We start from the raw sequence: 26754 nt of genomic DNA, 5'->3' as shown, positions 1-26754 counted from the left end.
CTCAATACCCGGGGTCGATATGCACCCGGCTGCCATCGGTGAATCGGGACAGGCGGAATTCCACCGGATCCACCACCGGCGTCGCCCCCAGCACCAGATCGGCCATCAACCGCCCCGCCCCCGGCCCGATGCCGAAGCCATGGCCGGAAAAGCCGGTGGCGATGAACATCCCCGGCAGCCGATCGACGCCCGAGATCACCGGGATGGCATCCGGGGTCACGTCGATCATGCCGCCCCAGCCCTGCGCCACCTGCGCCGTGCCCAGCACCGGAAAGGCCTGCTGCGCCTCGGCCCAGCAGGACCGCAGCACCCGCGCCGAGGGCGCCGGATCGAGGATGCGGTCCAGCTCGAAGGGCGTCACATCCTCGGGGCCCCAGCGCCGCGCCTGCCGCGCCTCTTCCAGCCAGCGGCGGGTCAGCCGCAAGTCCATGCTCGACCATTCGTGGATCAGCGCCGGGAAGAAGGCGCGCGCCAACCGGAAGCTGTCGGGCACCAGATCATAGGTGCTCGCCACGCCGGAGGCGACGGTATAGCCGCCATCGGCCCGCTTTCTCAGCGCGAAGCTATTGGCCCAGAGGGTGACATCGGGGCCGCCCTCGACCGGGGTGGTGCGCATCACCGTGTTCAGGATCTTGAGCTGCGGCAGCGCAATCCCGGCGTTGCCGGCAAACAGACGTGACCAAGCGCCGCCGGCCAGGACCACCGCATCGCAGGCGACCCGGCCCCTTTCGGTGACCACCCCGGCCACCCGCCCGGCCACCAGATCGAGCGAGCGCACCGCACAGCCGGTCAGCACCGTGGCACCGCGGTCGCGCGCCGCCGCGGCGATGGCGGGCGCCGCCCATTGCGGTTCGGCCATGCCGTCGAGCGGGGTATGAAGCCCGCCCTTCAGCGCCACCTTGCGCCCCGGCAGCAGCGCGTCGAGCGCCGCGCCCGACACCATGCCCCCCGGCACCCCATGTGCCGCCAGATGCCGCGACCAGCGTTCGCGCCGGTCATAGGATTTCGCGTCGGTGGCGGCATAGAGGATGCCGGCGCGGCGATAGCCGGTCCGGCGCCCGGTGCGGGCATCGAGCCCTTCCCAGATCTTCTGCGCCTCGATCATCAGCGGGATTTCGCGCGGGTCGCGCATCGCCAGCCGCACCCAGCCCCAGTTCCGGCTGGATTGTTCGCCGCCGATCACGCCCTTTTCGCAGAGCAGGACGGATTGGCCGCGTTCGGCCAGTTCCAGCGCGGTCGAGGCGCCGATGATACCGCCGCCGATCACCACCACGTCCACGCGGGCGGGCAGATCGGAATCAGCGTCGAAAGGGTCAAGCATAGGTCCGGGCATGGCGGCGACTATAGTCCTGCCATCGGCGGGCGCATCCGTTTTTTTCGCATCCGCAGCATTGTTTTTCCACCGGCTCAGAGCGGCGGATTTTCCGGCCGGGGCCGCACCAACGTCAGACCCAGAGCGATCATGCAAAGCGCCCCCCAGACCCAGATCGCGTACCGCTCGCCAAAGAAGATCATGCCCATCAGCACACCGGTGCCGGTCACCACATAGCCGATCTGCGACGCGAAGACCGGCCCGGCGTGACCGATCAGCCAGATATAGCCGGCATAGGCCACCAGATTGAGCATCCCCAGCCCCAGCACCGCCAGCTCCGACGGGCCGAAAGCGGTCAGATCGAAACCGGTGCCGGTCGCCAGCATCACCGGGGTGATCAGCGCCAAGGCGCCCCAGCTCATGCCGCAAAGGGTGGCGATCGGGCCGAGATCGCGCATGTCGGCCCTGGCGATCACCACGTTTTCACCGGAATAGGACAACGCCACCGCCAGCGGCGCGAGAAGCCAGATCGCCTGCGCCGGATCGGGCAGGCTGGTGCCCGGCAGCACGATCATCGCCACGCCGAGCGCCCCCAGCGCGATCCCCGCAAGCCGGCGCGGCGTCGGCTGCTCCAACCCCAGCGGCCAGGCGACCAGCAGCGTCACCATCGGCACCAACGACAGGAGCATCATCATGATGCCGATCGGCAAATGCCCGTAGGCGGTGAAGGATAGTGCGTTGGGCAATGCCGTTCCCAGCAGCCCGGCGCTCAGATAAAGCCGCAGATACCGCCCGCCCAAGGGCAGCCGCTGCCGCCGCAATATCAGGGTGCCGCTCAGTATCAGCGCGGCGACCAGCGTGCACCAGAAGGATATGCCGACGGCATTGTGCCCGGTCGAGATCGCCAGCTTGGTCAGCGGCCCGGTCAACCCCCAGGCCAGCCCCGCCCCCGCCACCACCGACCAGAGCCGCAAGGCGTGCGGCGCGGGACGGGGGAAAGCGTTCGGGGCCACCACGACGGCGCCTCAGCTCGGGTCGCGCCAGCGGTTGACGATGGGATAGCGTCGATCGAGCCAGAATGCCCGCTTGGTCAGCCGCGCCCCCGGCGCCGACTGGAAGCGCTTGTATTCGCTGATATAGACCAGATGCTCGACCCGCTTGGCAGTGGCCCGGTCGAAGCCCGCGGCGACGCAATCGGCGATCGAGCCGTCCTTGTCGACCAGGATGTCGAGGATCGCATCCAGCTCCGGGTAATCCGGCAGGCTGTCGCTGTCCTTCTGATCGGCGCGCAGCTCGGCGCTTGGCGGCTTGTCGATGACGCGCGGCGCAATCACCTCGCCGTCCGGGCCGCTCATCCAGGGCCGGTGGTTGGCATTGCGCCAGCGGCAGGTCTCGAACACCCGGGTCTTGTAGAGATCCTTGATCGGGTTATAGCCGCCCGCCATGTCGCCATAGATGGTGGCATAGCCCACCGCGACCTCGGACTTGTTGCCGGTGGTCAGCAACATCTCGCCGAACTTGTTCGACATCGCCATCAGCAGCAGGCCGCGCAGACGGGACTGGATGTTTTCCTCGGTCAGGTCGGGCTTCAACCCCTCGAAAAGCGGCGCCAAAGTATTGCTGATGGCGGCGCGCCCCTCGGCGATCGGGACATAGTCGTAATGACACCCCAGCGCCTTGGCGACGGCCTCGGCATCCTCCAGCGACTCCCGGCTGGTGTATTCCGAGGGCAGCATGACGCAGCGCACGTTCTTCGCCCCGATGGCATCGACGGCGATGGCGGCGACCAGCGCCGAATCGATGCCCCCCGACAGCCCCAGCAGCACCTTGGAGAAGCCCGACTTGCGCAGATAGTCGCGCAGGGATTGCACCATCACGCGATAGTCCTGCTCCCAGTCCGAGGCATGGACATGCTCCTCACCCGGAAGGATACGCCAGCCGTCGGCGCCGCGTTCAAGATCGACATGGGTGATGACCTCGTCGAACTGCGGCATCTGGAAGGCCAGTTCGCCCCCCGGGTTCAACCCGAAGCTGGCGCCATCGAAGACCTGATCGTCCTGCCCGCCCACCATGTTCAGATAGATCAGCGGCAGGCCGGTCTCGACCACGCGGGCGACCATATGGGTCAGCCGCACGTCGTGCTTGTTGCGGTAATAGGGCGATCCATTGGGAACCAGCAGGAACTCCGCCCCGGTTTCAGCCAGGGTCTCGGCCACTTCCTCGTGCCAGGCATCCTCGCAGATCGGGCTGCCGATACGGGTATTGCCCACCGAATAGGGGCCGCCCAGCGGGCCGGAATCGAAAATCCGCACCTCGTCGAAGACCAGCTCGTTCGGCAGGTTGTGTTTCAGCATCCGGCTGGCGATCTTGCCGCCCTTGAGGATGAAATAGGCGTTAAAGAGCTGATCGCCCTCGACCCAGGGGCCGCCGATGGCCAGCGCGGGGCCCTCGGCAAGCTCGGTCGCCAGCGCCTTGACCGTCTCCATCGCGTCGATCTGGAAGGCCGGCTTCATCACCAGATCCTGGGTGTTGTAGCCGGTGATGAACATCTCGGGCAGCGCCACCAGATCGGCCCCGGCGGCGCGGCCCTCTTCCCAGGCCGCACGCGCCTGCGCCGCGTTGCCCTTCAGATCGCCCATCACCGGGTTGAGCTGCGCCAGCGTCACGCGGAACCGGCTCGACTTCCCCTCTTCCATCCTGACCTCGTGCCCCTTGTGCGTTCCAAGTCTTCCCAAGGCATTTAACAGATCCCGCCCCGAGGGAAAGGCCGAGAGCGGCCGGCCCGGGGGAAAAGACATTGCCTGTCCCCTGCCCCTCGCCTAGTTTCTGCGTGACTTTGCAATATCGCGGCAGAACGTTGAGGCAGGCAGGACTTCCGATGAAACATCTTGGCATGGCATTGGCGACGGCGGCGACCGGGCTGCTCCTGAGCGGGGCGGCGGCACGGGCGCAGGACGGACAGGTGCTGACCACCGAGGACGATATCGGCGGCGTCTACGAAGGCACCTTCCGCGGCGGGCTGCAGCATGGCACCGGCACCTACCGGCTGCCAAACGGCTATGAATACACCGGCGAATGGGTCGACGGAGAGATCAAGGGCAAGGGCAAGGCGCGCTTTCCCAACGGGTCGGTCTATGAGGGCGAATTCGCCAAGGGCAAGCCGAACGGGCTGGGCAAGATCACCTTCGCCGACGGCGGCACCTATGAGGGCGAATGGGTCGACGGGGTGATCAATGGCCAGGGCGCAGCGACCTATGCCAATGGCGTGCGATATGAGGGCGGCTTCGTCAACGCCCAGCACAACGGCTATGGGGTGATGACCAGCCCCGGCGGCTATGAATACCGCGGCGATTGGGTGAACGGAGAGAAACAGGGCCACGGGGTGATCACCTATCCCGACGGCGCGGTCTATGACGGTGCCATCGAGGCCGGCCAGCGTTCGGGCGAGGGCAAGCTGACGCTGCCAGACGGGCTCACTTATGTCGGCACCTGGGCCGACGGGCAGATCAACGGTCAGGGCACGCTGACCCAGGCCAATGGCGATGTCTATGTCGGCGACCTGGTCGCCGGCCGGCGCGAGGGCAAGGGCAAAGTCACCTATGCCAATGGCGACACCTACGAGGGCGACTTCGCCGACGACCGCCGCCATGGCCAGGGCAGCTTTAGCGGCAAGGACGGCTATGCCTATACCGGCGCCTGGGTCGCCGGGCAGATCGAGGGCCAGGGCCATGTCACCTATCCCGACGGATCGGTCTATGAGGGCCAGTTCCGCGCCGATCTGGCCGATGGCACCGGCAAGATCACCTATCCCGACGGATCGACCTATGAGGGCGAGTGGAAGGCCGGGGTGATCGACGGCGAGGGCACCGCCACCTATCCCAACGGCATCGTCTACAAGGGCCAGTTCAAGAACGCCAAGAACGACGGCTATGGGGTGATGACCTATGCCGACGGCTACCGGTACGAGGGCGAGTGGAAAGAGGGCCAGCGCGACGGCCAGGGCAAGGCCACCTATGCCGACGGCTCGGTCTATGAGGGCCAGTTCGTCCAGGGACAGCGCGATGGCGAGGGCGAGATCACCATGGCCGACGGCTTCCGCTACAAGGGCCAATGGTCGGGCGGAGAGATCAACGGCAAGGGTGTCGCGACCTATGCCAATGGCGATATCTACGAGGGCACCTTCAAGAACGGCAAACGGCAGGGCGAGGGCACCATGCGCTATGCCACCGGCCAGGAAGCCAGTGGCACCTGGGAAAACGGCGCCCTGCAGACCGGCAACTGAGGCCGGTCAAGGGCCGGGTCGTCCCCATCCGGCCCCCATGCGCAAACACGGGGGGCCGACAACGGCCGGGGTCATTCCCCCTTGAGCTTGTGGATCTTGGCCAGCTTCATCACGAACCGCTCATAGAACGGCTCGCTGACGCCGGTGCGGATCTTGCGCATGAAATACCACTCAAAGACCAGCTTGGCCCAATGGACCCAGCGCCCCTCGGCCGCCCAGTTGACATTGCGCGGCGGCACCTGCGGCATCGCCAGGAAGGCGGCGCCGCGATCGCCGAAATCGGCCAGGCAGAGCGCGTTCCAGGTCGGCTGATAGGTCGGCTCCTTGCCCGCGATCACCAGCGGGATGTTCTTCGCCGTCGCCGTCACCATGCTTTCGATCATGAAGCCGGTCTTCGGCACGCCGGTGGGCACCGGGGTGGGTTCGGGCGGGGCGATGGCGATGCAGACGCCGATCCCGAAGATATTGGGGTATTTCCGGTTGCGCTGGAATTCGTCGGTCAAGACGAAGCCGCGCGGGTTCACCAGCCCTTCGAGCCCCATCAGCGCCGGGATGCCGCGGAAGGCCGGCAGCATCATCGAATAGGAGAAGGGAAGTTCGTATTTCTTCTTCTCGGTGCCGTCGTCGTCCACCTGGGTGACATAGACCTTGCCATCGGCGAACTTGTCGACCTTGGCATTGGTGATCCACTTGATATCGCGATCCCGCATGATGCTTTCCATCATGCCCTTGGTGTCGCCGACACCGTTCAGCCCCATGTGGCCGACATAGGGTTCCGAGGTCACAAAGGTGATCGGCACCTTGTCGCGGATCTTGCGTCGGCGCAGGTCGGTGTCGAGCGTCATGGCGAATTCATAGGCCGGCCCGAAGCAGGATGCCCCCTGCACCGCCCCCACCACGATCGGACCCGGGTTGGCGCAGAAGGCCTCCCAGTTCTTGCCCGAGATCTCGGCGTGCTCGACCTGGCAGATCGAATTGGTCAGCGCCTCGGGCCCGAAGCCCTCGATCTCGTCGAAGGCCAGATCGGGGCCGGTGGCGATCACCAGATAATCATAGCTGACCTCGCGGCCGCTTTGCAGATGGATGACCTGTGCGTCGGGATCGAGCTTCACCGCGCCGTCGCAGATGAAGTCGATATCGCGCCTGGACATCACCGGAGCGAGGTCGATGGTGATCTCTTCCTTCTTGCGCCAGCCGATCCCCGCCCAGGGGTTCGATGGCGTGAACTGGAAATAGGGCTTGTTCGAGATCACCGTGACCTTGTCGGTCTTGGCCAGCGACTGGCGCAGCTCATAGGCCTGGATGGTCCCGCCCAGACCGGCCCCAAGGACAACCACATGAGTCATTCTATCTTATCCTCCAACTTACCGACCGCGACCGCTGTCATCCCGGCCGGGCTCCCCGCACTGCGAAGGTCATCCGCGCCAGACCACCCGGCGGGCCTCCCTGTTTCGGAACATATTCGAAAAACAAAACATATCAAACAGGATCGCACCCGCCCAGCCACACGGCCTATCGTTCCGTCCGCCGCGCCTCCTCGCAACTATACATTGAAACTATAACACATCAGCCATGCGACCAGCCTGACCTGTATCAAATTGCCCCAGGTCATCGGCGGGAGGGTTCCCCCGGGGCGGCAACAGCTTTGCCACCCTGGGGGGCAGGGCATTCTAGCCATTCAAGGTCAGCAGCAGCTCGTCCAGACGATCCAATGTAGCTGTCAGCCCTTCCTTCATCCCCATTCCGATCACGGTTTCGAGATCCTGCGCCGACGCATAGGAGACCACGGTCCGGACAAGGCAATGGGCACAATGGGGGCCCGCGTCGGTGAACTCGACGTCCCAGCGCGATCGCGGCAGATCGGGGTTGAGCGCGCCGGTCTCGTCGCTGAACCCGTCGAGCGCGGCATAGCCATCGAGCGGGCGGATGGTCAGATAATCCAGCCGCCCCCAATATTCCTGCCCCTCCGGATCGACCATGGCGTAATGCCAATGGCCACCGTCACGAAACTCCATGGACTTGGTTTTGGTCATCAGCGGCGTCGGAGCGAACCAGCGATCGAGCAATTCGCTCTTCGTGTGGCACTCCCAGACAAGCTGCCGTTTGGCGGCGAACTCCCGGACGATCGTGAGGGTGCTCTTGTCCCTGTCGACCAGGAAATCGAATTGCAGATCAGCTTTCATCTTCTCCTCCATTCAAAGTCACCAGCAGATTGTCGAGCGCCTCATAGCGGTTTTGCCAGAGCTTGCGCTGATCCTCGAACCAGTGCTCCGTTGCCAGCAATGTCTGACGCTTGAGCGTGCAAGTCCGGACCCTGCCGGTCTTGCTGGAGCCGATCAGCCCCGAGGCCTCGAGCACCCCGATATGTTTCATGAACGATGGCAGGGCCATGTCGAAGGGCCCCGCGAGTTCGCTGACGGTCGCCGATCCCTGCGCAAGCCGCTGCACCACCGCCCTGCGCGTCGGATCGGCGAGCGCATGAAAGACAGAGTCGAGTGCAATATGATCAGGTCCCATGTGAACCAGTATATTGAGATCAAAACTTAGCTCAACAGCTAAGTTTTTATCTCTTCTCCCCCTGCCCCGCCCAGGCCGACCACCCCGCGGCGACGCAGCAATATTGCCGCAGCGCAGCAATGTTTTGGTCTTTTCTTTTCCGCTGATCCGCGTATATGGTCCGCCCCATGACCAGCCACGCACATATCCCGACCCTGACCGCTTTTTGCGGCGCGTCGCTGCGTGGCCTACTGATCCTAACCCGCCTCTGAGCGTGCCCTTCGGCGCGCCCGCTCAGAGGGGGATGCTTGCGCGCCATGAGGCTTTAGGACAGATACGAAAGTTACCGACATGACCACTGCAATCGACCAAGACCGCGTCTTGATTTTCGACACGACTCTGCGCGACGGCGAACAGAGCCCCGGCGCCACCATGACCCATAACGAGAAGCTGGAGATTGCCGGCCTGCTCGACGACATGGGCGTCGACATCATCGAGGCCGGCTTCCCGATCGCCTCGGAAGGCGATTTTCACGCCGTCTCCGAAATTGCCAAGAATTCCAGAAATTCGGTGATCTGCGGTCTCGCCCGCGCCAATTTCGCCGATATCGACCGTTGCTGGGAGGCGGTTCGGCACGCCAAGCAGCCGCGCATTCATACCTTCATCGGCACCTCGCCGCTGCACCGGGCCATTCCGAACCTGTCGATGGACGAAATGGCGCAGAAGATCCATGAAACGGTGACCCACGCCCGCAACCTCTGCGACAACGTGCAATGGTCGCCGATGGATGCGACGCGGACCGAATGGGATTACCTCTGCCGGGTGGTGGAGATCGCCATCAAGGCCGGCGCCACCACCATCAACGTCCCCGATACCGTCGGCTACACCGCGCCGGAGGAAAGCGCCTCGCTGATCCGGCGGCTGATCGAGACGGTGCCCGGCGCCGATCAGGTGATCTTCGCCACCCATTGCCACAACGACCTTGGCATGGCGACCGCCAACGCGCTGGCTGCCGTCGCTGGCGGCGCCCGGCAAATCGAATGCACCGTCAACGGGTTGGGCGAACGCGCCGGCAACACCGCGCTGGAAGAAGTGGTGATGGCGCTGAAGGTGCGCCATGACATCATGCCCTGGACCACCGGGGTCGACAGCACCAAGATCATGCATATCTCGCGCCGTGTCGCCACGGTGTCGGGCTTCCCGGTGCAGTTCAACAAGGCCATCGTCGGCAAGAACGCCTTCGCGCATGAATCCGGCATCCACCAGGATGGCATGCTGAAGAACAAGGAAACCTTCGAGATCATGCGCCCCGAGGACGTGGGTCTCACCGGGTCCAGCCTGCCGCTTGGCAAACACTCGGGCCGCGCCGCGCTGCGCGACAAGCTGAAGCAGCTTGGCCATGAGGTCGGCGACAACCAGCTTCGCGACATCTTCATCCGCTTCAAGGAACTCGCCGACCGCAAGAAAGAGGTTTACGACGACGATATCGTTGCCCTCGCCGGTGCCACCGCGGATGCGGGCGAGGACAAGCTGCAAATCGTCTCGCTCAAGGTGCTCTGCGGCACCGGCGGCCCGGCGGAAGCCACGCTTGAGATGGAAATTGACGGCAAGGAAATCATCGCCACCGAACACGGCGACGGCCCGGTCGACGCCAGCTTCAAGGCCGTGCGTGCGCTCTACCCGAACAAGGCGCATCTGCAGCTCTATCAGGTCAGCGCCGTGACCGAAGGCACCGATGCCCAGGCCACCGTCACCGTGCGGCTGGAAGAGGACGGCATGATCGTCACCGGCCAGTCGGCGGATACCGATACGGTGGTCGCCTCGGCCCGCGCCTATGTCAACGCGCTGAACCGTCTGGCGGTGCGTCGTCAAAAGGCCGGCCCCGGCGCGGATGCCCGCGAAATCTCTTATAAAGACATGCACTGATCCGGTGCCGCCGGCGCGAGGGGAGCCTTCGCGCCGGCATTTTCTCAGGCTGCGGCCTGCGCCACCTCGAAGCGACGGAAACCGTCCTCGAAAGCCGGCACGATCTCCACCACCTTGAAATAGCCCTCGGTGATCAGCGGCGTGTCGCGCAGCCGTTCGATCGCGAAATAGATGTCCTCCGCCCGCCCGGCGGTGATCATCGCCACATCGCTGATCCTTGCGTTGAACGCCTCGGCATCGAAGTGGCGCACTTCGATCTCTCCTGCGGCAAAGGCCGCCGCCATCGCCTCCGTCGCGATCCGGTTGCGCGCCTCCCGCGACAGGCGCAGCCAGTCGGGGCTGGCCCAGAGCATCAGAAATACGGTCATCTTCATCGGGTCCGTCATGAGTATTTCCCTTCCGTTGCCTTCGGGACAAGAATGTGAGCGAATACTCACCTTCTCAACTCGCCTTCCCAAATCGCCGCGCCCCCATGCATCAGCCCAGGAAAACCGCCAGACAGGCCCGGTCCCGCGCCACTCAGGCCGCGATCCTCGAGGCGGCCGCTCGCATTCTCGAATCGGGCGGGATGGCGGCTTTGACCACCAACGAGATCGCCCGCCGCGCCGGCGTCAGCATCGGATCGCTCTATCAGTATTTTCCCAACAAGGAGGCGATCCTGACCGCCCTGATCCGCGACCAGCGGCGCGCCCTGCTCAACCAGATGCGGGCCAGCCTCTCCGGCACGGGGGAGCTACCGCCGGAAGCCGCCGTCGACGGGCTGATCCAGGCGGCGCTGGCGCATCAATTCGCGCGACCCGCCCTGGCGCTGGCGCTGGAACCCCTTGACCATGGGCTGGAGCTTGAGCCCGAAACCGACCGCCTCTCGGCGGAGATCGCCGATCTCACCCTGGATGTGGTGCGCCGGTTGCGGCCCGGCGCTGGTCGCGAGGAGGCAAGGGATGTCGCCGCGATCTGCAAGGGAATGATCGACGCCGCCGCCCGCGCCGGCGAGACCGGCGGCCCCGCCCTTGCCGCCCGCTGCCGCCGCGCCGTGCTGGGCTATCTCGGGCAGGGCTGACAGGGAATGGCCCACCCCTCGCACATCCTCCGTGATATCTGCACAGCCCGAATGCCGCCGCCGCCAGCCTGCGAAACACACAGTCTCGCGATCACCCGGCGAAAAGGCGCGCCCACCGGATTCCACCCTTTCGCCCGGTGGCGCTGACGCATATAAGGCAAAAGTCAAGCGGCCGAGAGAGTCGTGAGGCAAATCTGTAGCATTTCAGCAGGATCACACACGAATGGCGGTGTTTGGAAATCTGGGCGGTCTCTTTTCTTCGGATATGGCGATCGACCTCGGCACGGCGAATACGCTGGTCTACGTGAAAGGCCGGGGTATCATTTTGTCCGAGCCTTCCGTCGTCGCCTATCATATCAAGGACGGCGTCAAAAAAGTCCTCGCCGTGGGTGAGGATGCCAAGCTGATGCTGGGCCGCACCCCCGGCTCGATCCAGGCGATCCGGCCGATGCGCGATGGCGTCATCGCGGATTTCGACACCGCCGAGGAGATGATCAAGCATTTCATCCGCAAGGTGCACAAGCGCTCGACCTTCTCGAAGCCGAAGATCATCGTCTGTGTGCCCCATGGCGCCACGCCGGTCGAGAAACGCGCGATTCGCCAGTCGGTTCTGTCCGCCGGTGCGCGTCGCGCCGGGCTGATCGCCGAACCGATCGCCGCCGCCATCGGTGCCGGCATGCCGATCACCGATCCCACCGGCTCGATGGTCGTCGACATCGGCGGCGGCACCACCGAAGTTGCGGTTCTGTCGCTGGGCGACATCGTCTATGCGCGTTCGGTGCGCGTCGGCGGTGACCGTATGGACGAGGCGATCATCTCCTATCTGCGGCGCAACATGAACCTGCTGATCGGCGAAAGCACCGCCGAGCGGATCAAGACCACCATCGGCACCGCCCGCATGCCCGACGACGGCCGCGGCACCTCGATGCAGATCCGGGGCCGTGACCTGCTCAACGGTGTGCCGAAGGAAATCGAGGTCACCCAGGCGCAGATCGCCGAGGCGCTGGCCGAGCCGGTGCAGCAGATCTGCGAGGCGGTGATGACCGCGCTGGAAACCACCCCTCCCGATCTGGCCGCCGATATCGTCGACCGCGGCGTGATGCTGACCGGCGGTGGCGCGCTTCTGGGCGACCTGGATCTGGCGCTGCGCGAACAGACCGGGCTGGCGGTTTCGATCGCCGACGAAAGCCTGAACTGCGTTGCCCTCGGCACCGGCAAGGCGCTGGAATACGAAAAGCAACTGCGCCACGCCATCGACTACGATAGCTGATCGGCGCGAGGTTTGACGCCAACCGGGCGCCCGCGCCCGGGGTGACGGAAGGAAGCCATTGGCCAGGGACCGTTCGCAGCGCGACGATTACACCGCCCCCTTGCGCCGGCTGGTGCTTGGGATCGTGGTGCTTTGCCTGATCGGCATCTTCCTGGTCTGGCGCATCGACAGCCCGCGCGTCGAACGCTTCCGTGCCCAGGTGGTCGACCGGGTGGTGCCGCCGATGGACTGGGCGCTGGCCCCGGTCACCAGCACCATCAACCTGCTGCGCGACTTCAAGAGCTATCGGCGGCTGTCAGAACAGAATCAGGAACTGCGCCGCGAGCTGCGGCAGATGAAGGCCTGGAAAGAGGCGGCGCTGCAGCTTGAACAGGAAAACGCCCGGCTGCTCGATCTGAACAATGTCCGGCTCGATCCCAGGCTGACCTATATCACCGGCGTGGTGCTGGCCGACTCGGGTTCGCCCTTCCGGCAATCGGTGCTGCTCAACGTCGGCGCCCGCGACGGCATCCGCGACGGCTGGGCGGCGATGGACGGCATCGGTCTGGTCGGGCGGATTTCGGGAACCGGCGAGAATACGTCGCGGGTGATTCTGCTCACCGATGCCTCAAGCTCGATCCCGGCGATCATCCAGCCGTCGCGACAGACCGCGCTGATCACCGGCAACAACACCGCCGCGCCCCTGATCGACTTTCTGGAAAACCCCGATCTGGTTCGCCCCGGCGACCGGGTGCTGACCTCGGGCGACGGCGGGGTGTTTCCCGCCGGCCTTCTGATCGGCCAGGTTGCCGCCGACCCCAGCGGACGGCTGCGGGTGCGGCTGGCGGCGGATTACGAACGGCTGGAATTCCTGCGCGTGCTGCGCCACCACGGCACCGAGACGGTGACCGACCCGGGCGATGTCGTCCTGCCCTCGGGTGAGGCGGCCAAGCCGACCGAGCCCGCGGCGACAGGCGGCGGCACGCCACCGGGGAAGGGCAAAGATGGCTAATTTCTCCACCTCCCGGCTGTGGCTGATGCGGGCCGCCTTCCTGGGGCTGGGGGTATTGATCATCTTCTTTCACCTGCTGCCGCTCGACACCCAGCCGCGCCGCTGGGCGCCGCCGGACCTGTTGGTCGCCTTCGCCTTCGCCTGGTGCCTGCGCCGCCCTGACTATGCCCCGATGCTGATCATCGCCGGAGTGATGCTGATGGCCGACCTGCTGTTCCAGCGGCCCCCCGGGTTGATGACGCTTCTGGTGGTGCTGGGCAGCGAATCCCTCAAGAACCGGGCGGCGGCGCTGCGCGGGGCAAGCTTTGTCGCCGAATGGCTGGCGGTCTGCCTGACATTGCTGGTGATCACCGTGCTGAACCGGGTGATCCTGGCGATCCTGGCGGTGGAGCAGGCCCAGCTCAGCCTCAGCCTGATCCAGATGCTGATGACCATGCTGGCCTATCCGCTGGTCGTCGTGGTGACCCAATCCTTGATGGGCGTGCGCAAGCTCACCCCAAGCGATGCCGAAGCAATGGGAGGCCGCGGATGAGACGCAATCCCCGCGAATTGACGCTGCTGCAACGCTCCACCAACCGGCGCACCCTGCTGGTGGGCGGTCTGCAACTGGCCTTTGCCGGCGGGCTGGCGATGCGGATGCGCTATCTGCAGGTCGATCAGGCCGATCAGTTCCGCCTGCTGGCCGAAGAGAACCGTATCAACATCCGCCTGATCCCGCCGACCCGAGGCAAGATTTTCGACCGCAACGGCAATGTGCTGGCGCAGAATTCGCCCAGCTATCGCGTCGTCATCGTGCGCGAGGATGCCGGCGATGTCGATCAGGTGCTGAAGAACCTGTCCGAGTTGATCCCGCTCAATCAGGAGGAGCTGGACCGGGCTCTGACCGAGATGCGCCGCAGCCCGCCCTTCCTGCCGGTGACGCTGGCCGACCAGATGGGCTGGGACGATATCTCGAAAGTCGCGGTCAACGCCCCTGCCCTGCCCGGCATCACCCCCGAGGTTGGCCTGACCCGGCTTTATCCGCGCGGCCCCGACCTGGCGCATGTGATCGGCTATGTCGGCCCGGTCAGCGATTACGATCTCAGCAAGATGGAAGATCCCGAACCGGTGCTGCGCATTCCGCGCTTCCAGATCGGCAAGGTCGGGCTCGAGGCGAAATGCGAGGACATGCTGCGTGGCAAGGCCGGCGCCAAGCGGGTCGAGGTCAACGCCACCGGCCGCGTCATGCGCGAGCTTGACCGCCGCGAGGGCCAGCCTGGTGCCGACCTGCAGTTGACCATCGACGCCGAGCTGCAGGCCTATGTTCACGCCCGGCTGGACCATGAAAGCGCCAGCGCCGTGGTGATCGACTGCGAGACCGGCGATCTGCGCGCCATCGCCTCCGCCCCCAGCTTCGACCCCAACATGTTCGTGCGCGGCATTTCGGTCGCGGAATACAGCAAGCTGACCAACGACCCCTATCGTCCACTCGCCTCGAAATCGGTGCAGGGGGTCTATCCTCCCGGCTCCACCTTCAAGATGATCACCGCCATGGCGGCGCTGGAAGAGGGAATCATCGGCCCCTCTGACACCGTCTATTGCCCCGGATATCTCGAGGTCGCCGGCCGCCGCTTCCACTGCTGGCGGCGCGGCGGGCATGGTCATGTGGATCTGGAAACCTCGCTGAAGCAGAGCTGCGACGTCTATTACTATGATCTCGCCCTGAAGGTGGGGATCGACAAGATTTCCGCCATGGCCCAACGCTTCGGCATCGGTGTGCGCCACGATCTGCCGATGTCCGCCGTCGCCCGCGGCCTGGCGCCCAACCGCGAGTGGAAACAACGCGTCCATGGCCAGGATTGGCTGATCGGTGACACCGCCAACTCGTCGATCGGTCAGGGCTATACCCTCGCCTCGCCGATGCAACTGGCGGTGATGACCGCCCGGATTGCGACGGGGCGTGAGGTTACGCCGCGGCTGATCAAGTCGATCGACGGGGTTGAACAGCCCTCGGGCGCTGGCGAGATGATGGCGCTCAATCAGGGCAACCTGCGCACCCTGCGCAAGGGGATGTTCGCGGTGTTGAACGATCGCCGTGGCACCGCCTATGGCAGCCGGATCATCGAGGAGACCTTCCGCATGGCCGGCAAGACCGGCACCAGCCAGGTCCGCAACATCACCACCGCCGAGCGCGCCGCCGGCGTCGTGCGCAACGAGAATCTGCCCTGGGAGCGGCGCGACCACGCGCTTTTCATCTGCTTCGCCCCCTATGACAAACCGAAATACGCGGTCGCCGTGGTGATCGAACATGGCGGTGGCGGCTCTTCGGTCGCGGCCCCGGTGGCGCGCGACATCATGCTTCAGGCGCTCTATGGCGGCACCCCGCCGCTGACCGCCTACCCCGCCAAGGACCGCGATCGCGTCAAGGATCTGCAGGAGCGTCTGCGCCTGGAACGCCAGCGTCGCGACGCAGAAGAAAGCGGCCGCGCATGAGCTATCTGGAATATGCCGTCAAATCCGCCCCGACCGGCTTTCGCAAGATCCTCTATCTGAACTGGCCGCTGACACTGCTGCTGATCTCGGTCGCGGGCGTCGGCGTGCTGATGCTCTATTCGGTCGCGGGAGGTTCCTTCTCACCCTGGGCAGAGCCGCAGATCAAGCGCTTTGCCATGGGGCTCTCCGTGATGTTCGTGATCGCCATGGTGCCGATCTGGTTCTGGCGCAACATGGCGGCGATGGCCTATGGGCTGTCGTTGCTGCTCCTGTTCGCGGTGGAGTTCTTCGGCTCGATCGGCATGGGGGCGCAACGCTGGATCGACCTCGGGTTCATGCGGCTGCAACCCTCGGAGCTGACCAAGATCACCCTGGTGATGATGCTGGCGGCCTATTACGACTGGCTGCCGGCACAGAAAACCTCGCGCCTGTTCTGGGTGCTGGTGCCGGTGGTGCTGATCCTGCTGCCGACGGCGCTGGTGCTGAAACAGCCCGACCTCGGCACCGCGCTGCTGCTGCTGATCGCCGGGGCCGGGGTGATGTTCCTGGCCGGCGTCCACTGGGGCTATTTCGCCTTTGTCCTGGCGGTCAGCGTCGGGCTGGTCACCGCGGTCTTCGAATCCCGCGGCACGCCCTGGCAGCTTTTGAAAGATTACCAGTTCCGCCGGATTGATACCTTCCTCGACCCCGGCAGCGACCCGCTGGGGGCGGGCTATCATATCACCCAGTCGAAGATCGCGCTGGGATCGGGCGGCTGGGCCGGGCGCGGCTTCATGCAGGGTACGCAATCGCGGCTGAACTTCCTGCCCGAAAAGCACACCGACTTCATCTTTACCACATTGGCCGAGGAATTCGGCTTCATCGGCGGGGTGTCGCTGCTGACGCTCTATGCGCTGATCATCGTCTTCTGCATCGCCTCGGCGCTGTCGGAACGTGACAGGTTCTCCTCGCTCGCCACCATGGGGATCGCGATCACCTTCTTCCTGTTCTTCGCCGTCAACATGTCGATGGTGATGGGGCTGGCGCCGGTGGTGGGGGTGCCGCTGCCGATGGTCAGCTATGGCGGCTCGGCCATGCTGGTCTTGATGGCCGCCTTCGGCATCGTGCAAAGCGCCCATGTCCATCGGCCCCGCTGAACCTTGACCCAGGGAAAGACCACAGGACCATGACGACGAATATCCTCTTCCTCTCCACCCCGAAACGCTGGGCCGACTATCAGGCGCCCCTGACCCGCGCGCTGGAGACCAAGGGGCTCAACGACTTTCGGCTGGGCGAGGATCTGCCCGCGGCCGAGGTCGATTACATCGTCTATGCCCCGGGCGGCGCCACCGATCACGATTTCACCCAATTCCCCCGTCTGAAGGCGGTGCTGAGCCTCTGGGCCGGGATCGAGACGGTGATCGAGAACCCCACGCTCACGGTGCCGCTGGCCCGCATGGTCGATCACGGGCTGACCCAGGGCATGACGGAATGGGTGACCGGCCATGTGCTGCGCCATCACCTCGGGATGGATGCCCATATCCTCGGCCAGACCGGCATCTGGGATCCGGTCGCGCCGCCCCTGGCGCAGGACCGGCGGGTAACGATCCTCGGCCTCGGCACGCTCGGCTCCGCCTGCGGCCAAGCGCTCGCCGCGCTCGGCTTTCCGGTCACCGGCTGGAGCCGCAGCGCCAAGGCGGTCGACGGACTCACCTGCCTCTCGGGCGACGCCGGTCTGACCGAGGCGCTGGCCACCGCCGACATCCTGGTGCTGCTGCTGCCCGACACCCCGGCGACCCGCGACATCTTGAATGCCAAAACCATCGGAGAGCTCCCCCGCGGCGCCGTGGTCCTGAACCCCGGCCGTGGCGCGCTGATTACCGACGCGGCGCTGCTGGCGGCGCTCGACAGCGGCCAGATCGCCCATGCCACGCTCGACGCCTTCCGGATCGAACCACTGCCCGCCGACGATCCCTATTGGGCCCACCCCAAGGTCACCGTCACCCCGCATATCGCCTCGGAAACCCGTGTCGCCACCGCCTCGGAGGTGGTCGCGGAAAACGTCCGGCGTGGCGAGGCAGGAGAGCCGCTCCTGCATCTGGTCGACCGCTCTCTCGGCTATTGAGGCGCCCGGCGTCCCTGTCGGTTTTTCCGTATTTGAGACGAGAAGAAGCCGAAAGGCGCCGCGCCCCTCCCTGCCAGCGCGAGGCAGCCCCTACGCGGGGCCGCGGCTTCTTCTCGGTCCAAATACGGCCGCCGGAGGCTTGCGCCGCAGGCGCAATCAGGCCGCCAGGCCACGCCCCTTGAGCAGCGCCTCGACCCCCGGCAGACGGCCGCGGAAAGCCTTGTAGAGATCTTCCGGATCCTCCGAGCCGCCCTTCGACAGGATATTGTCTTCCAGCGACTTGGCGCGCTCGGGATCGAAGGCGCCGCCCGCCTCCTCGAAAGAGGCGAAGGCATCGGCGTCCATCACCTCGGACCACATGTAGCTGTAGTAACCCGAGCTATAGCCGTCGCCCGAGAAGACATGGGCGAATTGCGGCGTCGCGTGGCGCATGCCGATGGCGTGCGGCATCCCAAGCTCGGCCAGAACCTCGGCCTGTTTCGCCATCGGATCGGTGGGCGCCGGGCCGTCGTGGAATTCCAGATCGACCAGGGCCGAGGCCACGTATTCCACCGTCTGGAACCCCATGTCGAAGGTCGCGGCCTTCAACACCTTGTCGCGCATCGCCTCGGGCATCGGCGCGCCGGTCTCCACATGGGTGGCGAATTCGCTCAAGACCTCGGGCACTTCCAGCCAATGTTCGAACAGCTGGCTCGGCAATTCGACGAAATCGCGCGCCACCGAGGTGCCGGAGATGCTCTCATAGGTCACATTCGACAGCATCTGGTGCAGCGCATGGCCGAATTCGTGAAACAGCGTGCGGGCGTCGTCATAGGACAGCAGCGCCGGCGTCGACTTGGCGAAGTTGCAGACGTTGATCACCACCGGGGTCTGCACCTCGGGATATTTCGCCTGGCTGCGCATCGCCGAACACCAGGCGCCCGAGCGCTTCGAGCCGCGCGCGAAATAATCCCCGATGAAGACCGCCAGATGTTGGCCATTCCGCGTCACATTCCAGGCCAGGCAATCGGGATGATAGAGCGCCACGTCGAGCGGCTCGAACTCCAGCCCGAACAGGCGGTTGGCGCAGGCAAAGGCCGCCTCGCGCATCTTTTCGAGCTGCAGATAGGGTTTCAGTTCCGCCTCATCGAGGTCGTATTCGGCGCGGCGCCGCTTCTCGGCATAGTAGCGCCAGTCCCAGGGTTCCAGATCGCCATTGCCGCCCTCGGCATGCATCATCCGGGTCAGGATTTCGCCATCCGCCTCCGCCCGCGCCTTGGCCGGGCCCCAGACATCCATCAACAGCTCCTTCACCCGGGCGGGCGTCTTGGCCATCTCGGTTTCCAGCTTGAAGGCGGCGAAATTCTCATACCCCAACAGATGCGCGCGTTCCTCGCGCAGCTTGAGGATTTCGGCGGCGATGGCGCGGTTGTCGGTCTTGCCGCCATTGGCGCCGCGCGCCGCCCAGGCCAGATAGGCCTTCTCGCGCAGATCGCGGCGGGAGGAGAATTGCAGGAAGGGCACGATCAGCGACCGCGACAGGGTGATCACCGGGCCTTGCGCTCCCTTCTCCTCCCCCGCCGCGCGGGCGGCGGCGAGAACGAAATCGGGCAGGCCGTCAAGATCGGCCTCGGAGAGTTCAATGAACCACTCGCTCTCATCGGCCAGCAGATTCTGGGTGAATTCGGTGCCCAGCACCGCCAGCCGCGCCTTGATCTCCTTCATCCGCGCCTCGGCCTCCCCCTCCAGCGCCGCGCCGGAGCGAACGAAGCCGCGATGGGTCAGCATCAGCACCCGCTCCTGCTCCGGCGTCAGCCCCAGATCGTCCTTGCGGGCCCAGAGATCGGCCACCCGGGCGAACAGCGCCTTGTTGGCCGAAATCTCGGCCCAGTGCTTGGCGAGGCGGGGGGAGAAATCGCGCTGCAACTCCTGCCGCTTGGGATTGCTGTCCGCACCCGCCACGGTGAAGAAAACCGACAGAACCTTGTCGAGATCGCGCCCGGCGCCTTCCAGCGCCTCGATGGTATTGGCGAAGCTCGGCGCCTCGGGGTTTTCGGCGATCGCCTTCATCTCGACGTCATGCTCGGCCAGCGCCACATCCAGCGCGGGGGCGAAATCCTCGTCGCCGATCTGGTCGAAGGGGGCAATCTCGAACGGGGTCTTCCAGTCAGAGAGGATCGGGTTGGTCATCGGGTATCTCCTTTGCCGCACAAGCTAGGGGCGCCGCCCGCCTTGGTCCAGAGGCCCCGACCGCGCCGCGCTACCTTGCGGCTTTTTCTAGCTTCAAATATCCCCGCCGGAGGCTTGCGCCGCCGCAGGCGGGGCAAACTCTTCGCTCAGGCTTGATGCAGGCCGCCGCAGATCGGGCAATCGGGGCGCGGTTTCAGCCGGATCTTGCGGGTTTCGGCATAGAGCCCGTCATAGATCAGCATTGCCCCCCGGAGCGGCTCGCCGCTGTCGGCGATGACCTTGATCGCCTCCATCGCCATCATGGCGCCGATCACCCCGGGCAGGGCCGCGACCACGCCGGCCTCGGCACAGGAGGGCGCCAGCCCCTCGGCCGGGGCCTCCGGAAAGATGCATTGATAACAGGGCGCGCCATGGGCGGGATCGAAGACGCTCACCTGTCCTTCCCATTGCGCCAAGGCGCCAGAGATCAGCGGCCGACGCAGCGCCACGGCGGTCCGGTTGGCAAGATAGCGGGTCTCGAAATTGTCGGTGCCGTCGAGGATCAGATCGTAGTCGGCGAAAATCTTGCCCGCCGAGTCCTGGTCCAGCCGGCGATTGTAGGGGCGAATGGTCACGTGCGGGTTCAGCGCCTCGAGCGCGGCCTGGGCCGAGAAGACCTTGGGCATGCCCACCCGCGCCTCGGCATGGATGATCTGGCGCTGCAGGTTCGAGGCATCGACGGTATCACCGTCGATCACCCCGATGGTCCCCACTCCGGCGGCGGCCAGATACATCAGCGCAGGCGAGCCCAGGCCGCCGGCGCCGATCACCAGAACGCGGGCGTTCTTCAGCCGCTTCTGCCCTGGCCCGCCCAATTCGCGCAGCACGATATGGCGGGCGTAACGGGTCAGTTCGGCATCGGAAAAGCTACCGGCGGGTTTGGCCGGCGCCGGCGGCGGAGCCATCTTCTTCGCCCGCCGCTTCAGCGCCGCCACCGCCCCGGCATAGAGCAGCCCGACCAATGCCACACCACCCAGGATCAGCCAGAGCGCGGCGCTCTCGCCGGTGGCCTGCCGCAGGGGGTGGCCGCCCGGCAGGGTCAGATGCAACCCCAGCACGGCACCGTAAAGCACCGCGATCCCAGCCCAGCGCAGCCGCTGCGGCAGGCGCAGCGCCCAGCCAAGTGCCCAGATCGCCGCGCCCAGCGCCAGAACCAGCAGCATCAGCGCCGTCCGGTCGACCCGAAGCCACCGGCGCCGCGATCGGTCTCGCTCAGCGCCTCGGCCAATTCGAACCGGGCCTGCACCACCGGGGCCACCACCATCTGGGCGATGCGGTCACCATGGGAAATGGTGAAAGCCTCGCTCCCCGCATTCATGATGATGACACCCAAGGGACCGCGATAATCGCTGTCGATGGTGCCCGGCGCGTTCGGCAGGGTGATCCCATGCATCAGCGCCAGGCCAGAGCGCGGCCGCACCTGCACCTCATAGCCATTGGGGATCTCGATCCTGAGGCCGGTGGGGATCAGCGCCCGGGCGGCCGGCGCCAGCACCACCTCTCCCCTGTCGGGAAAATTGGCGCGCAGATCGGCCCCGGCAGAGCCTTCGGTCTCATAGGCCGGCAGCGGCACCTCCCGGTCGGCGCCCTCATCATAGATCAGTCGGATGGCAACCATGTTCTGTCCTTTCTCTCACTCGGCCAGCGCCTCGGCAATGCGATGGGCCAGGCGCAGGGCCACCTCGTCCTTGCCCATGCGCGGCCAGCCCTCGGCCCCTTCATCGGTGATCAGGGTAACGGCATTCTCACTGCCGCCCATGATGCCGGTCGCATGGCTCACGTCATTGGCGACGATCCAGTCACAGCCCTTGCGCGCCCGCTTGGCGGTGGCGTGTTCCAGCACGTTGTCGGTCTCGGCCGCGAAGCCCACCACCAACCCGGGGCGGCCTTCGGTCAGACGCGACACGGTCTTGAGGATATCCGGGTTCTCGGCGAATTCGAGCACCGGCAGGCCGTCGCGGCTTTTCTTCAGCTTCTTGTCCGAGGCGCTCGCCACCCGCCAGTCGGCGACGGCGGCGACGAAGATGCCGGCATCGGCGGGCAAGGCCGCCTGCACCGCCGCCAGCATCTGCTGCGCGGTTTCGACCCGGATCAGCTCCACCCCATCGGGCGGGGACACATCAGCCGGGCCGGTGACAAAGACCACATGGGCGCCAAGACCAACCAGCGCCGCGGCAATCGCGGTGCCCTGCGCGCCCGAGGAGCGGTTGGCGATATAGCGTACCGGGTCGATCGGTTCATGGGTGGGGCCGGAGGTCACCAGGATACGCTTGCCCGTGAGCGGCCCCTCGCGAAAGCGCGCCTCGATGGCGGCGACGATCTCCATCGGCTCGGCCATCCGCCCGGGTCCGAATTCGCCACAGGCCATGGAGCCATCATTGGGTCCGACGAAACCGATGCCATCCGCCTTGAGCTGCGCCGCATTGCGCCGGGTCGCGGGGTGATCCCACATCCGCACGTTCATCGCCGGCGCCAGCAGCACCGGCGTGTCGGTGGCCAACAGCAGGGTCGAGGCCAGATCATTCGCCAACCCGTTGGCCATCTTGGCCATCAGATCGGCGGTGGCCGGCGCCACCACGATCAGATCGGCGCTGCGCGAGAGCTGGATATGCCCCATCTCGGCCTCTTCGGTCAGGTCGAAGAGCTCCTGATAGACCTTGTGCCCGGCCAGGGCCGCCAGGGACAGCGGCGTCACGAATTCCGCCCCGGCCGAGGTCAGCACCGGCACCACCTCGGCCCTGCGTTCGCGCAGGCGGCGGATCAGATCCAGCGATTTGAAGGCGGCGATTCCGCCTCCGACGATCAGCAAAATGCGCTTTCCGGTCAGCATCTTCCCTCAACCCTCCTCATCGCCGAGACGAGTCCCGGCCCTTGCCCGGACCCTAGGCAAGCCGCAGGCCGAGTGCCAGCGGAGAATGCCGCGATCAGGGTTTGGTGAAGCCGGCGCAGGGATCGGGCCGGTCGACGGCGGGGCTGTCCACCACCGCGTCGAAGGCTCCGTCGATCCGCCCGGCCTCGGCCTGGCCCAGCGCGAAGACCCTTGTCTCGGGCGCCGCGCGCAGCAGGTAAAGCGGCGCGCCGCGATCGCGCCGGGCATGGCCGTCGCCGGTGATCACCACCACCGGACCGCCGGTTTCGATCAGCGCCAGCAGCGCGGCGCGCGCCAGGGCGGCATCGCGCAGCCGCTGGATATCGACCATCAGACCCAGCTTGTCGGCCGGCATGGCACCGCAATGGGCCGCCTGCTGGTCGGCCTCGCGCGCGGCCTGTTCCGTCACCGGCAAGGGCTGGTCCAGACCATAGCGCCCCGCCTCGGCCCCGAAGGCGGCAACGACGCCCTCGGCGATCACCTGCCCCAATGCCTCGCGCGGGATCAGGGCACCGTATTGGCGGGCGTCGCGGGCCGCCCGGAACACCGGCATATAGTCAGCCAAGGGCGGCCAGCCGCTGTCGGCCCAGCCAGTCAGCCGCTCCAACCTCTCGGGGCTGTCGACAGCCTCGGGCGTCAGCCGCGCCGCCGTCGCCTCGGTCATCATCTCCCAGACCACCGCCTTGGGGGCGATCGCCGCCAGCGCCTCGGCCTGGATCAGGTGATGCGCCGGATTGTCGTGCAGCTCGCCCAGAAACACCACATCGGCGGCGCGCATCGCCGCAAGGGCCTCCGCCGGCATCTGGTCAGACAGGGGGGCCGCCCACAGCGGGGCGGCCGACAGGATCAGGGCGAAGGCCCCCAGCAGCTTCCTCATAGCAGGAAGTTCTGCACCTCTTCCGACTGCGCCTCAAGGCTCTTGCGCATCTTCTGAAAGGCCGCGGCCTCGAGCTGTCGCACCCGCTCCTTCGACAACCCCAGTTCCTCACCCAGGCTTTCCAGAGTGCGCGGCGGCTCGCGCAGCTTGCGTTCGCGGATGATGAACTGTTCGCGCGGTTTCAGCGTCTTCATCGCCTGCAAGAGCCATTGGCGCAGCTGCTCGGTATCGTGGCTTTCCTCGACGATCTCGGCGCTCTGGGCGCTGTCATCCTCAAGCGTGTCGATCCATTCGCGCCCATCCTCATCCGCAGTCTGTACCGCGTTGAGCGAGAAATCGCTGCCGGCCAGCCGGCCGTCCATCATCTCGACATCCCTGAGCGGCACGCCGATTTCGGTGGCGATCATCTGGTGCAGCTGATGCCGGTCCAGCACCGCGCCCTCGGCGCTGGCCTCACGCTCCAGCTTGGCCTGCACGCGGCGCATGTTGAAGAACAGCGACTTCTGCGACGAGGTCGACCCGGTGCGCACCATCGACCAGTTGCGCATCACGTAATCCTGGATCGAGGCCTTGATCCACCAGACAGCATAGGTCGAGAACCGCACGCCGCGGTCGGGGTCGAACTTGTCAGCGGCCTTCATCAGGCCCAGCCCGGCCTCTTGAATCAGATCGTTCATCGACGCGCCGTAACGGCGGTATTTCGACGCCATCGAGATCGCCAGCCGCATATAGGCGGTGATCAGACGATGCAGCGCGGCCTCGTCGCGCTGATCGCGCCAGGCGCGGGCCAGCGCCAGTTCGGTTTCGGCATCCAGAAGCTCGGCCTTTCTGGCCTGGCGGGACATCGCGGTGTTTTCGCTCAGATCAAGTGCCATGTCGTCCCCCTTCCCTTTCCGGTCTGTGGCGGCGCATCTTGTCTTGGGCCCCAATCCTGCTACCCCTGCCCGGGGCGCGAGAGGGCGGATACGAGGAAAAAACATGTTTCCCGGACTCACATTCATACTCGGGGGCGCCGCCTCCGGCAAATCGGAATTCGCCGAAGCGCTGGCCGAAAGCTGCGGCCTGGCAAAGCATTATCTGGCCACCTCGGAGGCTCTCGACGGGGAAATGAGCGAGAAAATCAAACGACATAGGGCACGGCGCGGCGCCGATTGGACCACCCACGAGGCGCCACTCGATGTCGAACCCGTGCTGGCCCGATTCAATCACGATTGCGTGTGCCTCTTCGACTGCGCGACCCTCTGGCTCGGCAATCAGATGATGGCCGAACGCGATCTGGAAGACCGCCAGAGCCTGCTGATCGCCGCGCTGACCGCCTGCCGCGCGCCGGTCATCGTGGTGTCGAACGAAGTGGGCCAGGGCATCGTGCCGGCCGATCCGATGAGCCGCCGCTTCCGCGAGGCGCAGGGCCGGCTGAACATCGCCCTGGCGCGCGAGGCCGACCTGGCGGTGCAGGTGGTGGCCGGGCTGCCCCTGGTGCTGAAGGGACAATTGCCATGACCCGCCTGCTGCTGATCCGCCATGGGCCGACCCATGCGAAATCCATGGTCGGCTGGTCAGACCTGCCTGCCGATCTTTCCGATACCCCGGCGCTCGCCCGCCTCTCCGCCGCCCTGCCCGGCGATGCGACGGTGATCTCCTCCGACCTCTCCCGCGCGGTCGCCACCGCCGACGCGATCCAGGGCGCCCGCCCGCGGCTGCCACACGATCCCCGCCTGCGCGAAATGAATTTCGGCGCCTGGGAGCTGCGCCGCTTCAAGGAGGTCGAGGCGGAAGACCCCGACCGCCTCCGCGCCTTCTGGGAAACCCCCGGCGATATCCGCCCGCCCCGGGGTGAAAGCTGGAACGATCTGCGCGCCCGTGCCGATGCCGCCATCGACGCGCTGATCGCCCGCCACCCCGGCGCCGATCTGGTGGTGGTGGCGCATTTCGGCCTGATCCTCAGCCAGTACCAGCGCGCCCGCGCCATCCCCCCCGCCCAGGCCTTCGGCCAGAAGATCGACAACCTCTCGCTCACCGAACTCCTGCACGACGGCACGGGTTGGCGGCTGGGCCGGATCAATCACTGCCCGTGACGCGGGTCGTCACGAAATGTCGTTTCCCCTCTGGGCTGGCGCCGGTCTAGGCTCCGCCCCATGACCTATGATCTCTATATCGCCGACCGGATCTATTCGAGCTGGTCGCTGCGCGGCTGGCTGATGCTCGAGAAATTCGGCCTCCCCTGCCGCCTCCATATGGTGGGCCTCTATTCGGGCAGCATGGCCCGGGACCTGGCCGAAGTGGCCCCCGCCCGTCTGGTGCCGGTGCTGCGCACGCCTGAGGGCACCGTGGTGGGCGAAAGCCTCGCCATCGCCGAGACGCTCGCCGAACGCCACCCGGACCTCGGCCTCTGGCCCGCCGATCCGGCCCAGCGCGCCACCGCCCGCTGGCTCGCCGCCGAAATGGTCACCGGCTTCACCGCGCTGCGCGGCGCCTGTCCGATGCAGCTTTTGCGCGTCTACCAGGGGTTTGAGCCCTCCGAGGCGGTGCGCGTCGATCTGGCCCGGCTGGAAACCCTCTGGGCCCATGCCCGCGCCATCTCCGGCGCCACCCAGGGCTGGCTCTTCGGCGCCTATAGCCTGGCGGATGTCTTCTACACCCCGGTCGCCGCCCGCATCATCGGCTATGACCTGCCGGTCAGCGACGAGGCCCGCGCCTATGCCTTGGCGCTGCTGTCCGACGCTTCGGTGCGCGCCTGGCGGGCCGAGGGGCTCAAGGTCTCCTACGATCCGGAACCCTACCGCTGCGATCTGCCCGCCACCGACTGGCCGATCCCGGCCTGAACCTTCTTCTCTGCCCAAATACTCGAATGCCGACGGCGCCCTCGCGGTGCCGTTAACATTTCCTA

Annotated in this window: 25 protein-coding genes; 12 read left to right on the top strand and 13 right to left on the bottom strand. The window is 66.0% G+C overall.

The window, feature by feature from the left end:
• Position 1 precedes the first annotated feature (1 nt).
• The 3 genes from ACN0V4_RS17285 to ACN0V4_RS17275 form a co-directional block, all read right to left on the bottom strand.
• The gene (locus ACN0V4_RS17285; protein WP_417678394.1) at positions 2–1333 is read right to left on the bottom strand and encodes an NAD(P)/FAD-dependent oxidoreductase; all 1332 of its coding nucleotides are present in this window, start codon (positions 1331–1333) and stop codon (positions 2–4) included.
• A 74-nt stretch (positions 1334–1407) separates the two neighbouring features.
• Entirely contained in the window at positions 1408–2325 is a 918-nt protein-coding gene (locus ACN0V4_RS17280) for a DMT family transporter (RefSeq protein WP_417678392.1), read from the bottom strand.
• A 12-nt stretch (positions 2326–2337) separates the two neighbouring features.
• The gene (locus ACN0V4_RS17275) at positions 2338–4008 is read right to left on the bottom strand and encodes an NAD+ synthase (RefSeq protein WP_417678390.1); all 1671 of its coding nucleotides are present in this window, start codon (positions 4006–4008) and stop codon (positions 2338–2340) included.
• A gap of 197 nt (positions 4009–4205) precedes the next feature.
• Between ACN0V4_RS17275 and ACN0V4_RS17270 the strand changes: the two genes are divergently transcribed.
• Entirely contained in the window at positions 4206–5594 is a 1389-nt protein-coding gene (locus tag ACN0V4_RS17270) for an MORN repeat-containing protein (RefSeq protein WP_417678681.1), read from the top strand.
• 71 nt (positions 5595–5665) lie between these two features.
• On the opposite strand, the gene ACN0V4_RS17265 is transcribed toward ACN0V4_RS17270, so the two are convergent.
• The 3 genes from ACN0V4_RS17265 to ACN0V4_RS17255 form a co-directional block, all read right to left on the bottom strand.
• Positions 5666–6940 (bottom strand): NAD(P)/FAD-dependent oxidoreductase, encoded by a 1275-nt coding sequence (locus tag ACN0V4_RS17265; protein ID WP_417678388.1) that lies wholly within the window; start codon positions 6938–6940, stop codon positions 5666–5668.
• 324 nt (positions 6941–7264) lie between these two features.
• Positions 7265–7777, bottom strand: a complete 513-nt coding sequence (locus ACN0V4_RS17260; protein WP_417678386.1) for an SRPBCC family protein — start codon at positions 7775–7777, stop codon at positions 7265–7267.
• Entirely contained in the window at positions 7767–8294 is a 528-nt protein-coding gene (locus tag ACN0V4_RS17255; protein WP_417678384.1) for an ArsR/SmtB family transcription factor, read from the bottom strand. Before ACN0V4_RS17255 ends, ACN0V4_RS17260 begins: the two co-directional genes overlap by 11 nt.
• A 147-nt stretch (positions 8295–8441) precedes the next feature.
• Here ACN0V4_RS17255 and ACN0V4_RS17250 point away from each other — a divergent pair, with 147 nt between their 5' ends.
• Positions 8442–10016, top strand: a complete 1575-nt coding sequence (locus ACN0V4_RS17250; RefSeq protein ID WP_417678382.1) for a 2-isopropylmalate synthase — start codon at positions 8442–8444, stop codon at positions 10014–10016.
• A gap of 44 nt (positions 10017–10060) precedes the next feature.
• On the opposite strand, the gene ACN0V4_RS17245 is transcribed toward ACN0V4_RS17250, so the two are convergent.
• Positions 10061–10384, bottom strand: coding sequence for a darcynin family protein (locus ACN0V4_RS17245; RefSeq protein ID WP_417678380.1), 324 nt, complete (start codon positions 10382–10384; stop codon positions 10061–10063).
• A gap of 104 nt (positions 10385–10488) precedes the next feature.
• On the opposite strand from ACN0V4_RS17245, the gene ACN0V4_RS17240 reads away from it, so the two are divergent.
• The 7 genes from ACN0V4_RS17240 to ACN0V4_RS17210 all read left to right on the top strand — a co-directional run bounded on the left by ACN0V4_RS17240 (position 10489) and on the right by ACN0V4_RS17210 (position 17913).
• Entirely contained in the window at positions 10489–11076 is a 588-nt protein-coding gene (locus ACN0V4_RS17240; RefSeq protein WP_417678378.1) for a TetR/AcrR family transcriptional regulator, read from the top strand.
• A gap of 223 nt (positions 11077–11299) precedes the next feature.
• On the top strand, positions 11300–12346 hold the full coding sequence (locus ACN0V4_RS17235; protein WP_417678376.1) for a rod shape-determining protein: 1047 nt from the start codon (positions 11300–11302) through the stop codon (positions 12344–12346).
• A gap of 58 nt (positions 12347–12404) precedes the next feature.
• Positions 12405–13337: a rod shape-determining protein MreC gene (gene mreC / locus ACN0V4_RS17230; RefSeq protein ID WP_417678374.1), complete on the top strand. Its 933-nt coding sequence runs from the start codon at positions 12405–12407 to the stop codon at positions 13335–13337.
• The gene (locus tag ACN0V4_RS17225) at positions 13330–13869 is read left to right on the top strand and encodes a rod shape-determining protein MreD (RefSeq protein WP_417678372.1); all 540 of its coding nucleotides are present in this window, start codon (positions 13330–13332) and stop codon (positions 13867–13869) included. Before mreC ends, ACN0V4_RS17225 begins: the two co-directional genes overlap by 8 nt.
• Complete coding sequence (gene mrdA, locus ACN0V4_RS17220) at positions 13866–15809, top strand: penicillin-binding protein 2 (RefSeq protein ID WP_417678370.1); 1944 nt, start codon at positions 13866–13868, stop codon at positions 15807–15809. Before ACN0V4_RS17225 ends, mrdA begins: the two co-directional genes overlap by 4 nt.
• Complete coding sequence (gene rodA / locus ACN0V4_RS17215; protein ID WP_417678368.1) at positions 15806–16945, top strand: rod shape-determining protein RodA; 1140 nt, start codon at positions 15806–15808, stop codon at positions 16943–16945. Before mrdA ends, rodA begins: the two co-directional genes overlap by 4 nt.
• A 29-nt stretch (positions 16946–16974) precedes the next feature.
• Complete coding sequence (locus ACN0V4_RS17210; RefSeq protein ID WP_417678366.1) at positions 16975–17913, top strand: 2-hydroxyacid dehydrogenase; 939 nt, start codon at positions 16975–16977, stop codon at positions 17911–17913.
• 156 nt (positions 17914–18069) lie between these two features.
• Here ACN0V4_RS17210 and ACN0V4_RS17205 read toward each other — a convergent pair whose 3' ends face one another.
• From ACN0V4_RS17205 to ACN0V4_RS17180, 6 genes are all read right to left on the bottom strand, one after another.
• On the bottom strand, positions 18070–20082 hold the full coding sequence (locus ACN0V4_RS17205) for a M3 family metallopeptidase (RefSeq protein WP_417678364.1): 2013 nt from the start codon (positions 20080–20082) through the stop codon (positions 18070–18072).
• 146 nt (positions 20083–20228) lie between these two features.
• Positions 20229–21284, bottom strand: coding sequence for a HesA/MoeB/ThiF family protein (locus ACN0V4_RS17200; RefSeq protein ID WP_417678362.1), 1056 nt, complete (start codon positions 21282–21284; stop codon positions 20229–20231).
• Complete coding sequence (gene dut, locus ACN0V4_RS17195; RefSeq protein ID WP_417678360.1) at positions 21284–21739, bottom strand: dUTP diphosphatase; 456 nt, start codon at positions 21737–21739, stop codon at positions 21284–21286. Before dut ends, ACN0V4_RS17200 begins: the two co-directional genes overlap by 1 nt.
• Before the next feature lie 15 nt (positions 21740–21754).
• On the bottom strand, positions 21755–22951 hold the full coding sequence (coaBC, locus tag ACN0V4_RS17190) for a bifunctional phosphopantothenoylcysteine decarboxylase/phosphopantothenate--cysteine ligase CoaBC (protein ID WP_417678358.1): 1197 nt from the start codon (positions 22949–22951) through the stop codon (positions 21755–21757).
• A 94-nt stretch (positions 22952–23045) separates the two neighbouring features.
• Positions 23046–23867, bottom strand: coding sequence for a ChaN family lipoprotein (locus tag ACN0V4_RS17185; protein WP_417678356.1), 822 nt, complete (start codon positions 23865–23867; stop codon positions 23046–23048).
• A complete protein-coding gene (locus ACN0V4_RS17180; RefSeq protein WP_417678354.1) occupies positions 23864–24742 on the bottom strand; it encodes an RNA polymerase factor sigma-32 in 879 nt (292 codons plus the stop codon). The genes ACN0V4_RS17185 and ACN0V4_RS17180 overlap by 4 nt, the downstream gene beginning before the upstream one ends.
• Before the next feature lie 103 nt (positions 24743–24845).
• On the opposite strand from ACN0V4_RS17180, the gene cobU reads away from it, so the two are divergent.
• The 3 genes from cobU to ACN0V4_RS17165 are packed head-to-tail and all read left to right on the top strand — an operon-like array spanning position 24846 to position 26689.
• On the top strand, positions 24846–25367 hold the full coding sequence (cobU, locus tag ACN0V4_RS17175) for a bifunctional adenosylcobinamide kinase/adenosylcobinamide-phosphate guanylyltransferase (RefSeq protein ID WP_417678352.1): 522 nt from the start codon (positions 24846–24848) through the stop codon (positions 25365–25367).
• A complete protein-coding gene (locus ACN0V4_RS17170) occupies positions 25364–25942 on the top strand; it encodes a histidine phosphatase family protein (protein WP_417678350.1) in 579 nt (192 codons plus the stop codon). Before cobU ends, ACN0V4_RS17170 begins: the two co-directional genes overlap by 4 nt.
• A gap of 60 nt (positions 25943–26002) precedes the next feature.
• Positions 26003–26689: a glutathione S-transferase gene (locus ACN0V4_RS17165; protein WP_417678348.1), complete on the top strand. Its 687-nt coding sequence runs from the start codon at positions 26003–26005 to the stop codon at positions 26687–26689.
• The last annotated feature ends 65 nt before the right edge of the window (positions 26690–26754 follow it).

Source organism: Pseudodonghicola sp. (assembly GCF_048268305.1).
GTDB lineage: Bacteria > Pseudomonadota > Alphaproteobacteria > Rhodobacterales > Rhodobacteraceae > Pseudodonghicola.
This window is presented reverse-complemented; position numbering and strand designations above follow the sequence as displayed.